Below are 13286 nucleotides of genomic sequence, written 5' to 3' on the forward strand. Positions count from 1 at the left end.
CATGAGCGATCTCGCCGCCGCGCGTGCGCGTTACGTCGAAAGAATCGCAAAGCGCGAGCGGATTTCCTCGAAGCGCCTGCTCGAAGCGCTCGCCGCCGTGCCGCGCGAGGATTTTCTGGCGAAAGGACCCTGGCGCATCAAGAGCGAGGCGGCGCGCAGCTACCGGCTGACACCCGACGCCGATCCCGTCCATCTCCAGGACAATGTGCTGGTCGCGATCGACGCGCGCCGCAAGCTCGACACCGGTCTGCCGAGCCTGTGGGCGCATTTCATCGATTTGCTCGACGTCGGGGAGAAGGACCGGGTGGTCCAGATCGGCTGCGGGCTCGGCTATTTCTCGGCGGTGCTGTCCAGGATCGTCGGTCCGAAGGGCAGGGTGCGTGCAATCGAATGCGACGAGCGGCTTGCGGTTCGTGCCGCGAACTATCTTCGCGCCTATCGCAATGTCGAGGTCGTCCACGGCGACGGGTGCGAGGATATCGGCGCGCCCGCCGATGTGATCATCGTGCATGCCGGCTTCTCGCATCCGCATCCGCTCTGGCTCCAGTCGCTCCGTCCGCGCGGCCGCCTTCTGGTGCCGCTGACCCAGCGGGACCGCGAAGGCGCGGTCATCAGGATCACGCGCAAGGGCAAGGGGTTCGAGGCCGAGCCGGTCCAGCAGATCCGGATCTTTCCCGGCCGGGGCCGCGGCACGACCGCGCTCGACGACCGCGTCGCCGACTGGTGGCAGCGCGCCTCCGCCCTGGCGCCGCTGCGGTTTCGCGCCATCGAGCAGGGACTGCCGTCGGATGGCTAGAGTTAAGTGCCTCATATCTTGAGACTTTTTGGCACTTGCGACGTCGCCATTGTATACATGAACGGCATGAATTACATATTCCGCGGTTTTGATGTCTTTCGGTGACAAATGCGAAATCTGAAGGAATTCAGTGCGCAAGACCTCCAAAGGCGGTTAGGCGAGGTTCAGGACGCGGCTCTCGTTGCGCCGATTGCGATCACCCACCGCGGTCGGCGGCGGCACGTCATGATGTCTATCGACGAGTTCAACCGCCTCGAACAAGCCGCCAGCGCGAGGGTCTACAGGATCGGTGAGTTGCCGGCCGACTTGGCCGAGGATTTGGCAAGCGTCGAGATGGATTCCCGGCATGACCATCTCGACAAGCTGCTCGACTAGGTGACCGCTTGAGCGAGCAACTGCCGGCACCTGAACCGGGCATGGTTGTTCGCTTCGATTACCAGTGGGCTGATCGCAAGCAGCCTCGGAAGGATCGGCCTGTCTGCATCGTCCTCGTCAAAGTCCGGCCGGATCCCCGGCCGCAACAGGCAGCCGACGAACCGGCGCTTCTCAGCGAGGTCATCTATCTGCCAGTCAGCACCAAGCCGCCCCGTGCGGATCAGACCGCGGTCAAGATTCCCGATCAGGTTCGCCGGCATCTCGATCTCTCCGGGGATTCGTGGATCGTCATCTCCGAGTGCAACGTTCAGTTCTGGCCGAACGATTTGTCGCGCGTGCCGGCGTCTGGAAGATGGTTGGATGGATTTCTGCCGCCGCGCTTCTTTCGCAGCGTCCGCGACCGGCTCGTCGAAGAGTTGAAGAGCCAGCGGCTGAAGATGGAGAATGTGCGCTATCTGCCGCCGCGCTCCAGATCGTAGGCGGTTATCCTCTGTTTCACTTTACCTTGATTCAGGTTGTGAGTTTCCCCCGCCTCCCGGTGCGGCTATGACTGTGGCTTGATGGCCATTTGAGCACGCTCCATGCATTCCGTTGCACTGCTGACTGCCAGCTATGCCAAGGATATCGAACGCTTTTCGCTGCTCAGCGAGAGCATCGACACCTGGCTGACGGGATATACGCGGCATTATGTTCTCGTTAACGATGAGGACGTGCCGCTGTTCGAGCGGTTCGCTTCCGACAAGCGCGTCATCGTTCCGGCCTCGCGCTACTTGCCGAAATGGCTGTTCGCGCTGCCGCCGGCGCTCCAGTTCATCAGCAAACGACGCGTCTGGCTGTCGCTGCTGTCGTCGCCCGTGCACGGCTGGCACATCCAGCAGATCCTGAAGATCGCCGGCGTCCTCAATGCGTCCGAGCAGCGCGTCTGCATCCTGGATTCGGACAATCTGTTCTTCCGCGAATTCGACGTCGGCCAATATGCCGGCGGCGAGAAGACGCCGCTGTTCGTCACGCGCAAGGGGATCGACGCCGACCATCCGTTGCATGTGCTGTGGCTGCGCACCGTCGACCAGCTTCTCGGTGTCAAGGAGCGCGCGTTCCCGGCCGACGACTATGTCGGCAACGCGCTGGTCTGGGACAAGGACACAGCGCGTGCGATGACTGACGCCATCAAGGCGGCGACGGGCCTCGGCTGGGCTCTGGCACTGTGCCGCAAGAAGAAGTTCTCCGAATATCTGCTTTACGGCCACTTCGTCGCCAATTCGCCGAAGCATCTGGCCGCGCATCGGGTGACGGAAGAGAGTATCGCGGTCTCGCATTGGGATGACACGCGCCTCGACCGTCCGGCCATCGAGGCGATGATGCACGCCGCCGCGCCCGAGCAGGTCGCGCTCTGCATCCAGTCCTATTCGTCGACATCGATCGACGACATCCGCGACGTGTTCCGTCTCAGCTCGCGCGACCGTCGCGGACCGAGCCTGTCTCCCGATCATATGGGAGATGAGGCCGAGTTCGAGGCGCCGAAGACGCGCTAGAACAAGCTGCCCTCAAACGTCCCTTGTGAACTTGCTGATGACGTCCATGAACGGCTTCGGCTTGAACTCGCCGTCGAGCGGAAGTGGACGGTTCGGCTGCTTGTCCGCGCGGGCGAAGGTGCCGTTGATCCAGCTGTAGCGATCCGAGAGGCCCCAGGTCAGGATCGAGCGCACCGGACCACTGGCCGAAATGGCCGTCAGCAGATCGTCGACGCGCTTGGCGACGATGGCGTCGCGCTCGGCCGGATTGCCCGTCAGCTTCTGATCGTCGACGTCGAGCTCGGTGACGAGAACGTCCAGTCCCCACGAGCGTAGCTCGGTGACGAATTCGGCCAGCCCATGCGTGTCGATCTCGAGCTCGGCATGCAGATGCGATTGCAATCCCACGGCGTGCAGTGGCACGCCCTGGTCGAGCAGCTCCATGATCAGGTTGCGGTAGGCTGCACGCTTGGCGATGAAGGAATCCTTCGCCGATTCGATGTCGTATTCGTTGATCGCGAGCTTGACGAAGGGATCGGCCGCGGCCGCCGTGCGGAAGGCGAGCGGGATCCAGCTGTTGCCGAGATGCTGCGTCCAGAACGTGTCGCGCCGGTCTTTCGGGCCGCGCGGATTGTCCGGGATCGGCTCGTTGACGACGTCCCACGACGTCAGCTTGTCCTTGTAGTAGGAGACGACGGTGCCGATGTGATCGACGAAGGCGCGTTCGACGCCCTTGGTGTCCTTGATCTGCTTGGTCCAGTCCGGAATGTCGTGATACCAGGCGAGCGCGTGGCCGCGCATCGTCAGATCGTTCGCCTGCGCAAAATCCAGGATCGCGTCGGCGCGTTCGAACGCAAACGTGTGTGCGTTCGGCCGCAGCATCGGCCATTTCAGCTCGAGCACCGGCACGACCTGCGTGCAATAGGTGCTGATGGCTTCGCCGAGCCGCGGATCGGCCTGCAGGTCCCAGAGCGTTGCCGCAGCGCCAAAGCCGGGACGGCGCCGGGCAAGTTTCGACGCCGGCAAGGCCGACGCGGATGCGCCCGCCGCAAGCGTTGCGGCGGTGCCGAGAAGGAATTCGCGTCTGTCGATCCTGGCCACGGCATTCCTTTGGGAACCAACGCGCCATCGTACCAAGCGGCGCCGTGCGACGCCGGGGTTTCGTCGTGTTGGGTTAACCTTTGCCGGACATCCGGGGCGTCAACGCCCGGGTCGCTGCATCGCTGTTCCGGCGCGGTCATGCGCTGGAAAAGGTCGCAAGACGCCTGGATCATGGTTTCTTTTCCGTGATCGCAGCAGCCGGTTCGGGGAAAGGGCAAATTTAACGCTAACGCGCGAAACCCGCCGCGTGGCTCCATTCGCGGCCCGATTTGCAGACTTATGTGACACTCTTCGGGGATGCTGCGGCGCAGTCGATCGCCACGCCAAGGTCCGACTGATTAACGGCCGCCAAACTCGCATGACCGCTTCCGGTCCCGTGCCCGCATGCTGAACCGCCATTTCTCCATCTACCTGGTCGCCTACATCCTGCCTGCGGCGGTGGGCTTCTTCGCGGTCACCGCCTACACGAGGCTGCTGACGCCCGCAGAGTACGGCGTCTATGTCGTCGGCATCAGCCTTGCCGGCATTCTGGGCGCGATCTTCTTCGCCTGGATCAAGCTGTCGGTGTCCCGCTATCAGGCGATGTCGGCGGAGGTGGACTTTCGCGGCACGGCGATGGTCGCCTTCGGGCTCACGGTCGCGGTGCTCTGTGCCACGACCCCGCTGGTCTTCCTGTTCCGCAGCGACGTCAGCGTCGAGCTGCTGCTCGCCAGCATGTTCGTCGCGATCATGGCCAATGCGGTCGATGTCGGCCAGGAGTTCGAGCGCGCCAAGTTGCGCCCCTACCGGTTCGCGGCGATTTCGATCGTGCGCAGCGTATCGAGCGTCGGCTTCGGTCTCTTCGGGATCTGGCTCGGCTGGGGTGGCATGGGCCTGCTCGCGGCGTTCGGGCTAGGCTCGCTGGCCGGCATCATCCTCAATCTCGTCGGCGACCGCACCAGGATCGCATTCCAGCGTAGCCAGTTCATGCAGCTGGCGCGCTATGGCCTGCCGCTGACGCTGGCCGGTCTCTCGGTCGCGCTGTACTCGACCTGCGACCGTCTCATCGTCGCTTATCTCCTCGGCAAGGACGCCGCCGGCATCTTTGGCGTCGCCGCCGATCTGCCGCGCCAGTTCATGGTGATGATCGCCTCCAGCGTCGCCGCGGCGACCGTGCCGCTCGTGTTCCGATCGCTGTCGGAGAAGAACAATGAGACCACGCGCGAGCGGCTGAGCGAGAGTCTCGAGCTGCTGCTCGTCGTCGTCGCACCCGTCGCGATCTGGCTGGCGCTCGCCGCGGATCAGGTCGCAGGCACGCTGGTCGGCGTCGATTTCCGCGCCGGCGTGTCGGCGCTGCTGCCGACCCTGGTGCTCGCCCGCTTCTTCGGCATTGCCAATCAGTTCTACGTCCAGATCAGTTTTCAGCTCGCCGAACGGCCCTTCATGCTGGCGGCGCAGTCGTTCCTCACGCTGGTGGTGAGCGTCGCGCTGATGTTTGTACTGGTCGCAGGCTACGGTCTCAACGGCGCCGCGCTGGCGACGCTTGCGACCGAGGCGATCGGCTTCGTCGTCGCCGTCATGCTGATGCACCGCGCCCATCCCGTGCCGTTCGACGTCAACCGTCTCGCCGGCGTTGCCGCCTCCGCCGCAGCGATGGCGGCTGCGATCCTGATCGCGCGATCGCAGGTCGACGGCACCGGCCTCGTCGCGCTGATCATCGTGAGCCTTGCGGGCGGTTTCGCTTACGCCGCCGCGGCGTGGCTTCTCAATGTCGCGAATGTGCGAACGCTGTCGCTGCGCCTCCTGCGGACCTTCAACCGGAAGGCGCTGGGCGTCTAGCCGCGATGTCTGCCGAGGCGGCCGGGTTCCAGTCGGGCGGGAACTTTGCTCGAGCGAGCTATATTGACCAGTAACTTTGGACCCGGCGGCCCATGCTGGCTTCATCACCGCCCCTTATCGGCATCTATCGGTGACTGAGAGTGCTGTAACGCTCCCGCCTGATCCCGAGGGTGCATCGCATGCATTTGCAACATTCCCACTCATTCGGTCCGTCCCTCGTACCAAACCGGCGGCCGCGCTGTCCCAGGTGCGGCGAACATATGAGCTTGGCGAGGATTCCCGGCTCATCCGCTTTTGACATCGGAACGTTCGCGTGTGCCGCCTGCCATCACCTTCGTGCTGCCGCGGTCGAAACCGATCCGATGACATCGGCCGCGGTCCGCTGGCTCGCCAGTCACGATCTGAGGCCACCAACCTGAGCGAGTGCCCCCGAATGGAGGACCTGGAAGAATTCATCCACCTCGAAAACCTCAAAATCTTCAGACGGCAGATCGATCTGGCCAAAGACGAGGTCCGGCGGCAATGGCTCATGATGCGTCTGGCCGAGGAAGAGGCGAAAGGCCGGGTTGCGACCCGATAGGCGGTCGCCGGCGTACCGCCAAAGGGCTGTCGATGGGAGATGTGTGGTGAGCGGATACATATTCAACAACAGGGGAATCCGCGCCGGCGTTCTGAACGGCACATCGATCTTCGACCTCACCGGCAAGAAGGTCTACGATCTCCGGGGGAACAATATCTATCGTCTCTCGGGCGAGTTGGTCGGCCATACGCTCGACGCGTCGGGTTCTGACAAACGCCTGGACCGCGACAGCGAAGCGCTGCTCTCCGTCCAGGGATCGCCGGAGCCCGACGAGCCCGAGAACCGTCCTGCACCGCAAAGGCAGCCATCCGACAGCTTTGCTGAAGCAATACGCCTGCGCCGCATCATCTCCGACACCCCGTCCGATCGTCCCAAGAAAGGATGATCGTGCATTCCCGGGGCCTCACGAACGCTTCGCGCAGGGGCTCGCAACGACACCCGATGCGGGGCCTGGTCGCCCCGGAAATCTATTGCAGCGGCGACCGCACCCCGGTCGCAGCATCGTAGACCAGGATTTGCAACATCGGGAACCTGCCGAGCAGCTCGGCGCCGGCTTCTCGGGCAGCCGTTTCGCTGTCGTAACGGGTCTTGAAGTGGCCGTCGACCACAAGCGAGAAGCCATCGGTCGGTGCGACGTCAGCCCTTTGAATGATTCTCGGCGCGATCTCTTCGACTTGCGTGGTCGGCTTTTTCATGGGGTACCTTCAATCGTTGCAGGAGACGGCTTGAGGCGCTCTTGCCTCCAACTGTCTCAGTCCTCCCTCACGATCTCAGGCTTGTCATACAAGACCGCGTTCAGGAGGGAACTGTGAACCTCGATCTTGCCGTTGTAGGTGATAAAGCCGAGCTTGCGAAATTTGTTCATGAAAAAGCTGACGCGGGATCGGGTCGTCCCGATCATCTCTGCGAGCGTTTCCTGGCTGACCTGCGCCGAGATGGGCTGAGTGGCGCCATCCTTGCCAAAATTCGCCAGGAGCAGGAGAAGACGCGCAAGCCGCTTCTCGCTCGAATTGAACAACTGGTCGATCAGGTCTTCTTCGATGCGGCTGTTTCGACTGAGCAGATACTCCATGAACAACTCGGAGAACTTTGGTTCGTCCTTGAGGGCGGCGAGCATCGCTGATTTCGCGATGGACGTGATCACGCACTGCTCCATCGCCACCGTTGTCGAAATCCGCAAGGGATGGCCGTTCAGGCAGCCCTCGCCGAAGAATTGTCCGGGCTCCATGATCCCGACCACGGCTTCCTTGCCCTGCTCGGAGACGACGAGAACCTTGATCCTCCCCTTCTGGATGTAGAAAACGGTATCCGCGGCGTCGCCTTGCGAGAACACGACCTGGTTCTTGTCGAAATTCAATATGGCTTTGCCGTCGCCGACCTTGGCGAGAAAGAGTTTTGGGTCGAACACGCTTTTCGCCGCTTTTGGCATGACGCCGTCAAAAACCTGGTGGAAGGACCTTCAGTTTAGCAGGGCCGGGGCCGGGCGCGTTAGGCAAATCTTGCTCCCACCCCCGGGCCTGCCGGTGATCCCGACCAGGCAATTGTGGCGGCGGCTTCGGCCGGCTCGCCATGCGCCCGCCTGCGCTCAATGCCGTACGACCGTCTGATGCCGGTCCTTCATGAGTGCGGCATCCAGCTCCGTTTGGCTGATCGCGTAAGACTGGATCAGCAGTTGGGAGGCAGACCTCGCGGGCGTCTGAAACAGCGTCGCCACGCGCCGATAGGCGATCCGCGACAACCCTTCGATCTGCTCGTCGTCAGTGAGGACGACATATTCACCGGCGGGCTGAGCGCCCTCCAGGCCCTGAAGGACGAAGGGATTGGCGAACGAAACGGTGGTCCGCGTTGTTCTGATGGTCAAGATGAGATCTCCTGGACGAACCTGCAGAGGCATAGCCGGTCACTTGCCGACGAGGCTCGTCGTGCCGGTCGGAGGACGGCCGTTAGAGACTCTATCGGTTGGCTCGCTCTGCCGCAGAGCAGAATTGCTCAGCTTTGAAGGAATGGTCCGCAATCGATCGTGAGCCGCGCACCGATCACGCGATCGGCATCTGAGCAGTTTTGCACATCATCCGCCCTTGCTCAGGTCTAGTCTGACCGGTGACGGAACACCGCTTGGTCGTCCGTTGGTGAGGATGTGAAAATGAACATATCTGGTGAAAGCCTCTTCGTCATATTGGCTGTGGGCATCGCGGCCGGTTGGCTTGCGGGCCAGGTCGTCATGGGCACGGGCTTGGGCCTGGTCGGCGATCTCGTCGTGGGAATAGCGGGGGCTTTCATTGCGAGCTGGATATTCCCACAACTGGGAATTCATCTCGGTTCGGGGATCGTCTCGCAGATCATCGACGCTGCGGTCGGCGCAGTCTTGCTGCTGATGGTCATCGGGCTCGTCCGCGGACGAAGTGGGTGGGGCGGAAGCTGGGGCGGCGTTTGGCGCAAACGCTGGTAGGCGTGCGTCGTGAGAGTCTGCCTGGAACGAACGTCGCCGGGGCTACTTGATGATGGCGACCGGATGTGATGCCCACTCATCATATCCGATGAATGGCGGCCCTGGTTCGCACCCCCGTGCTGGGGCCGCTTCCTCGCGCGTTTCCCTTCAGCTGCTACCTGGCTGATCTCATCGGATCGTCCATGGATATTTTGTGGACGTTCCCACACTTTGAGCATTCGAAGATTCGCAGATTGGGACCGTCGCAACCTGCCCCGACGTGGATCAGCGTCATGCGGCTCCGACACGCCGGGCAGAGTGGCCGGGGTATCGGAATCAGCGTCGGTTCTGGACGAGCATAGACCTCGGACATATGAAGCTCCTGCCCATATGGCGGGGTATGCTGGACCCGAAGCCGCCGCCGACGACAGCCGATTCGCCGGCTGCGTCGCGATGAGCATGCCGCGCTCGCGTGTCAGCCTCTGTTCAATATTGCTCACATTCCCGGAAAATCGCCGGCCGACCGGCGAATGCGTCCGACCTGCCCCTTCCCATCTCAGTCGCGGTGTGTCATGGGGGCAGGCAAATTCGGCGACAACGCCGGCTCCCGGCGTGAGCAATATTGCTCAGCAGGACATCCTGGCACGGATCAATATGAGCGCGTGCGGGGCACGACCTCAGAACTGCTGCCGGAGGCGTCCGTGGGCGATAACAGTACTTCTTCGGTGGACATCGGGAGCAGACCAGAAATGACTCAAGGAACGCCGGAGATCCGCGCGTCGGCGCAGTTGCTCGCCCGCTATCGCGAGCCCGACAGTGCGCGCGGTGTTCTCGAACTGGCGATCACGGCGGTGCCGCTCTGCGTCATCTGGGCTCTGATCTGGGCCGCTCTTGACCACGGCTATTGGTTTGCTCTGCTGCTCGAGGTGCCCGCGGCGGGTTTGCTGGTCCGTCTGTTCATGATCCAGCATGATTGCGGACATGGCTCGTTCTTCCGCGGCCGCGTTGCGAACGACTGGGTCGGCCGAGCTATCGGCGTGATGACACTGACGCCATACGATTACTGGCGGCAAAACCATGCCCGCCATCATGCGAACTCCGGCAATCTCGATCACAGGGGCTCGGGCGACATCGATACGTTGACCGTGCGCGAGTTTCGCGACCAATCGCGATGGCGCCGGATGCTGTATCGTTTGTATCGGCATCCCGTCGTGATGTTTGGCGTAGGTCCCACGTATTTGTTCATCTTGAAGCATCGATTGCCGGTCGGGCTGATGCGCGGCGGCTGGAAGCCCTGGCTGAGTACAATGGGCACGAACGTCGCGATCGCGATTCTCGTCGCCGCGATGATTTGGCTGGTCGGCTATGGGCCATTCCTGCTGGTACACCTGCCGATCGTCGTTCTGGCGGCGTCGATCGGTGTCTGGCTGTTCTACGTCCAGCACCAGTTCGAGCACACCTACTGGTCCCACGACGAGACCTGGAATTTTCACGACGCTGCGCTGCACGGCAGCTCGCACTACCAATTGCCGGGTGTCCTGCGATGGTTCACGGCAAATATCGGCGTCCACCACATCCATCATTTGTGCAGTCGAATTCCCTGCTATCGCCTGCCGGACGTGTTGCGGGACCATCCGCAGCTCGCCGGCGTCGGGCGGATTACGCTGCTCCAGAGCTTGCGGACCGTGCGGCTGACCTTATGGGATGAGGAGAGGCTGCAACTCGTCTCCTTTGGAGAGGCAGCCTTGACGTCAACCGCTTCGCCGACGCCGGCGGTTGCCTCGCGGCGAGGCCGCTGACGGTCGTGAATGTGCGCGCCCTGCAGTTGCGCTTACGGCTGAGGTTCGGCCGGAAGGTGCTGGGGGTCTAGCCACCTTTCTCAATCCAAGCCTGCCGGTCCAGAGAATATATGCCGGTTTCGGGCCGCATCGCGTGACCAGGATTATGATCGCCGGGGCGCTCCATGTCCGCAATGGGGACAAAAACCGGCGGATCCGCCCCCTCCAGGGCGGACATTCTGCCGCAGCGATAGACCACCAGCCTCAGGCCAGCCTTGGCCGCGAGCCACCCTTCCGCCCGTGCGAGCCGTCGTATATGAGAGATTTGTCGCCGGAACGTGCCGAATATCGCCACAGACGGAACGTATGGCGGCTGCGATTTCTTAATCCATAGATCGCAATCTAAGACGTAATCGACATGAGCGCGGACTGGCATTTCGACCGGGGCATGGCATGAAAAACCGACTGACGACGGCGCAATCCACCCTGGCGATGCGGCGTTGGGCCTCTCCCTGCACGATAGCGCTTGCGACGCTGGCCGTACTTGCGCTGGTGAATCCGGCGACCGCGGCCAAGCAGGCGCGCCAGCCGGCCGAGGCGGTGGCGCCGCGGGAGGCCGGCGAGCCGATCATGGCGATCGTGTCGATCAAGAGCCAGCAGGTCACTTTCTACGACGCCGACGGCTGGATCCTGCGCGCGCCGGTCTCGACCGGCACCGCCGGGCGCGAGACGCCGGCCGGCGTCTTCGCCGTCGTCGAGAAGGACAAGGACCACCACTCGACCATGTATGACGATGCCTGGATGCCGAACATGCAGCGCATCACCTGGAACGGCATCGCGCTGCATGGCGGGCCGCTGCCGGGCTATGCCGCCTCGCACGGCTGCGTGCGGATGCCCTTCGGCTTTGCGGAGGGGCTGTTCGACAAGACGAACATCGGCATGCGCGTGATCATCTCGCCGAACGACGCGGCCCCGATCGATTTCACCCATCCCTCGCTGTTCGTGCCGAAGCGCGAAGCCATCGCGGCGGCGCCGAACCGGGCCGACAAGCTCTCCGCCGAGGCCGAGGAGGCGACCCGGGCCGCCGACGAGGCCAAGAAGGCCGCGGCAATGGCGGCGAAAGAGGCCGCATCGCTTCCCGCCTCGCTGCGCAAGCTGGAACAGCAGAAGGCCCGCGCCGATGCCGAGCTCGCCTTCGCCGACAAGTCGCTGGCTGCGGCAAAGACCGATCAGGCCCGCGCCAAGGCCGAGGAGCTGAAGCAGAAGGCCGCCACCAGGGCTGCTGATGCGGCAACGCAGCTGGACACCGCCAAGGCCGCCGCGCAGCCGAAGCGCGACGCGGTGGCTGCCACGAAGGAGGCCGCGAAGGCGACTGCGACCAAAAAGGCCGATGCGGTCAAGGCGGCGACCGACGCCAAGCTCGCGCTCGAGCCGGTCTCGGTCTATATCAGCCGCGCGACGCAGAAGCTCTATGTGCGGCGGAACACGCACAAGCCGGCGCCGGATGGCGGCGGCGAGGTGTTCGACACCAGCATCGAGGTTCCGGTCACGATCCGCAATCCCGACCAGCCGCTCGGCACGCATATCTTCACGGCGATGGCCAAGAACGATGCCGGCCTGCGCTGGAGCGTCGTGACGATCGAAAGCGGCGCCGACGCCAGGGACGCGCTCGACCGCATCACCATTCCGCAGGACGTGTGGGATCGCATCGCGCCGACCGCATTGCCGCGCTCGTCGATCATCATCTCGGATGAGCCGCTGAGCAGCGAGACCAACTACCGCACCGAATTCGTTGCGGTGCTGAGCAACCAGCCCCAGGGCGGGTTCATCACGCGCAAGCCGACCGCGCCGATGGACATTGCGAGCGACGACAGCTGGGACAACGGCGGCAACGGCTTCGGCTTCTTCTTCCAGCGCGATCCGAACCCGCAACCGGTCAACCCGCGTCGCCAGCGCGGTGGCCAGTACCAGTACTATCAGCCGCAGCCGATGCCGCGGAGCTTCTGGTAGGACGCGGGACGCAAGCTGAAGCGTCCCGCAACTACGGCTGTGCCGTGATCACCAGCGCCTGGATCTTGCCCTCGACCGGTCCTGATCCATGACGCGTTCGGATCGCCTCGGCAACGGCGTCCGTCGCAGCCTGAAGCTTGCTCGCATCCCTTGCCTCGATCTCGTTGCGTAGCGGCGTGCCCTGGCAGTATGCGAACGCCACATATTCGGGTGTCGGCGCGCGGCTCACCGCGGGAAGTGTTTCAATCGAGATGTGACGAAAGCCCGCCTGCTCCAGATCGGCCTTGATGACGGCCTTGTCGTGATAGCCGTGCGGCGTCCGCACCATGAAGCGCGGCGGATCGTCGGGAAAGATCTTTCCGAGCACGGCCGTCGCCTCGTCGGCGAACAAATTCTCCTCGATGCGGTCCCAGACGTTGAACATGAACGTGCCCTGCGGCCGCAAGACCCGCTTCGCCTCGGCGTAACCCCTGATGCGATCCGGAAAGAACATGGTGCCGAACTGGCAGCAGACCACGTCGAACGTGGCATCGTCGAAAGGCAGCGCGGTGGCATCCGCCTGGCGCCAGGACATGCGCTCGTCTTCGCCCTGGCGCTGCGCGGCGATCGCGAGCATCGGCTCGTTGAGGTCGGTCGCGACGTAGCGGATGCCGGCAGGCAGCGCCGCCGTCACGGCCCGCGTCACGGCGCCAGTGCCTGCGGCGGTTTCTAGCAGCGTTGACGGGGCGAGCGCGGCGACACGCCTGGCGATGTCGGCGGCGTAGTGGGAGAAGATCAGCGGGACGAGATACTCGTCGTAGATTTTCGGGATCGAGCCGGCGAAGACCTTGTCGGTGGAGGACATGTTTGCCTCGCTGAAGGTTCGGACACGGGATCACGCTAGCATGGA

General features: G+C 63.4%; 15 protein-coding genes. 10 read left to right on the forward strand and 5 right to left on the reverse strand.

The features are described from left to right. Position 1 precedes the first annotated feature (1 nt). From XI09_RS33980 to XI09_RS33995, 4 genes are all read left to right on the forward strand, one after another. A complete protein-coding gene (locus tag XI09_RS33980; RefSeq protein ID WP_271570751.1) occupies positions 2 to 796 on the forward strand; it encodes a protein-L-isoaspartate O-methyltransferase family protein in 795 nt (264 codons plus the stop codon). A 108-nt stretch (positions 797 to 904) separates the two neighbouring features. Next, positions 905 to 1171 carry a type II toxin-antitoxin system Phd/YefM family antitoxin gene (locus tag XI09_RS33985; protein ID WP_271570752.1) on the forward strand — a complete coding sequence of 89 codons (267 nt, stop codon included), beginning with the start codon at positions 905 to 907 and terminating at the stop codon, positions 1169 to 1171. A gap of 8 nt (positions 1172 to 1179) precedes the next feature. After that, on the forward strand, positions 1180 to 1650 hold the full coding sequence (locus XI09_RS33990; protein ID WP_271570753.1) for a hypothetical protein: 471 nt from the start codon (positions 1180 to 1182) through the stop codon (positions 1648 to 1650). 102 nt (positions 1651 to 1752) lie between these two features. Then, positions 1753 to 2703 carry a DUF6492 family protein gene (locus XI09_RS33995; RefSeq protein WP_271570754.1) on the forward strand — a complete coding sequence of 317 codons (951 nt, stop codon included), beginning with the start codon at positions 1753 to 1755 and terminating at the stop codon, positions 2701 to 2703. Between the two features lie 12 nt (positions 2704 to 2715). Here XI09_RS33995 and XI09_RS34000 read toward each other — a convergent pair whose 3' ends face one another. Beyond that, entirely contained in the window at positions 2716 to 3783 is a 1068-nt protein-coding gene (locus XI09_RS34000; RefSeq protein ID WP_271570755.1) for an endo-1,4-beta-xylanase, read from the reverse strand. 384 nt (positions 3784 to 4167) lie between these two features. Here XI09_RS34000 and XI09_RS34005 point away from each other — a divergent pair, with 384 nt between their 5' ends. The 3 genes from XI09_RS34005 to XI09_RS34015 all read left to right on the forward strand — a co-directional run bounded on the left by XI09_RS34005 (position 4168) and on the right by XI09_RS34015 (position 6566). Then, on the forward strand, positions 4168 to 5601 hold the full coding sequence (locus XI09_RS34005; RefSeq protein WP_271570756.1) for a lipopolysaccharide biosynthesis protein: 1434 nt from the start codon (positions 4168 to 4170) through the stop codon (positions 5599 to 5601). Between the two features lie 433 nt (positions 5602 to 6034). Beyond that, positions 6035 to 6181, forward strand: a complete 147-nt coding sequence (locus XI09_RS34010) for a hypothetical protein (protein WP_271570757.1) — start codon at positions 6035 to 6037, stop codon at positions 6179 to 6181. 43 nt (positions 6182 to 6224) lie between these two features. Beyond that, on the forward strand, positions 6225 to 6566 hold the full coding sequence (locus tag XI09_RS34015; RefSeq protein ID WP_271570758.1) for a 4-fold beta flower protein: 342 nt from the start codon (positions 6225 to 6227) through the stop codon (positions 6564 to 6566). An 82-nt stretch (positions 6567 to 6648) separates the two neighbouring features. On the opposite strand, the gene XI09_RS34020 is transcribed toward XI09_RS34015, so the two are convergent. The 3 genes from XI09_RS34020 to XI09_RS34030 all read right to left on the reverse strand — a co-directional run bounded on the left by XI09_RS34020 (position 6649) and on the right by XI09_RS34030 (position 8042). Next, on the reverse strand, positions 6649 to 6876 hold the full coding sequence (locus tag XI09_RS34020) for a hypothetical protein (protein ID WP_271570759.1): 228 nt from the start codon (positions 6874 to 6876) through the stop codon (positions 6649 to 6651). 56 nt (positions 6877 to 6932) lie between these two features. Then, positions 6933 to 7610, reverse strand: a complete 678-nt coding sequence (locus tag XI09_RS34025) for a Crp/Fnr family transcriptional regulator (RefSeq protein WP_271570760.1) — start codon at positions 7608 to 7610, stop codon at positions 6933 to 6935. Positions 7611 to 7766: 156 nt separating this feature from the next. Further along, positions 7767 to 8042, reverse strand: a complete 276-nt coding sequence (locus XI09_RS34030) for a hypothetical protein (RefSeq protein ID WP_027549496.1) — start codon at positions 8040 to 8042, stop codon at positions 7767 to 7769. Positions 8043 to 8324: 282 nt separating this feature from the next. Between XI09_RS34030 and XI09_RS34035 the strand changes: the two genes are divergently transcribed. The 3 genes from XI09_RS34035 to XI09_RS34045 all read left to right on the forward strand — a co-directional run bounded on the left by XI09_RS34035 (position 8325) and on the right by XI09_RS34045 (position 12397). Then, positions 8325 to 8630: a GlsB/YeaQ/YmgE family stress response membrane protein gene (locus XI09_RS34035; RefSeq protein ID WP_271570840.1), complete on the forward strand. Its 306-nt coding sequence runs from the start codon at positions 8325 to 8327 to the stop codon at positions 8628 to 8630. Between the two features lie 728 nt (positions 8631 to 9358). Continuing rightward, positions 9359 to 10408 carry a fatty acid desaturase gene (locus XI09_RS34040; protein WP_271570841.1) on the forward strand — a complete coding sequence of 350 codons (1050 nt, stop codon included), beginning with the start codon at positions 9359 to 9361 and terminating at the stop codon, positions 10406 to 10408. 432 nt (positions 10409 to 10840) lie between these two features. Continuing rightward, positions 10841 to 12397, forward strand: coding sequence for a L,D-transpeptidase (locus XI09_RS34045; protein ID WP_271570761.1), 1557 nt, complete (start codon positions 10841 to 10843; stop codon positions 12395 to 12397). Between the two features lie 31 nt (positions 12398 to 12428). Here XI09_RS34045 and XI09_RS34050 read toward each other — a convergent pair whose 3' ends face one another. Beyond that, the gene (locus XI09_RS34050) at positions 12429 to 13241 is read right to left on the reverse strand and encodes a class I SAM-dependent methyltransferase (protein WP_271570762.1); all 813 of its coding nucleotides are present in this window, start codon (positions 13239 to 13241) and stop codon (positions 12429 to 12431) included. Positions 13242 to 13286: the final 45 nt, after the last annotated feature.

Origin of the sequence: Bradyrhizobium sp. CCBAU 11386 (assembly GCF_028128955.1) — a bacterium.
Lineage (GTDB): Bacteria > Pseudomonadota > Alphaproteobacteria > Rhizobiales > Xanthobacteraceae > Bradyrhizobium.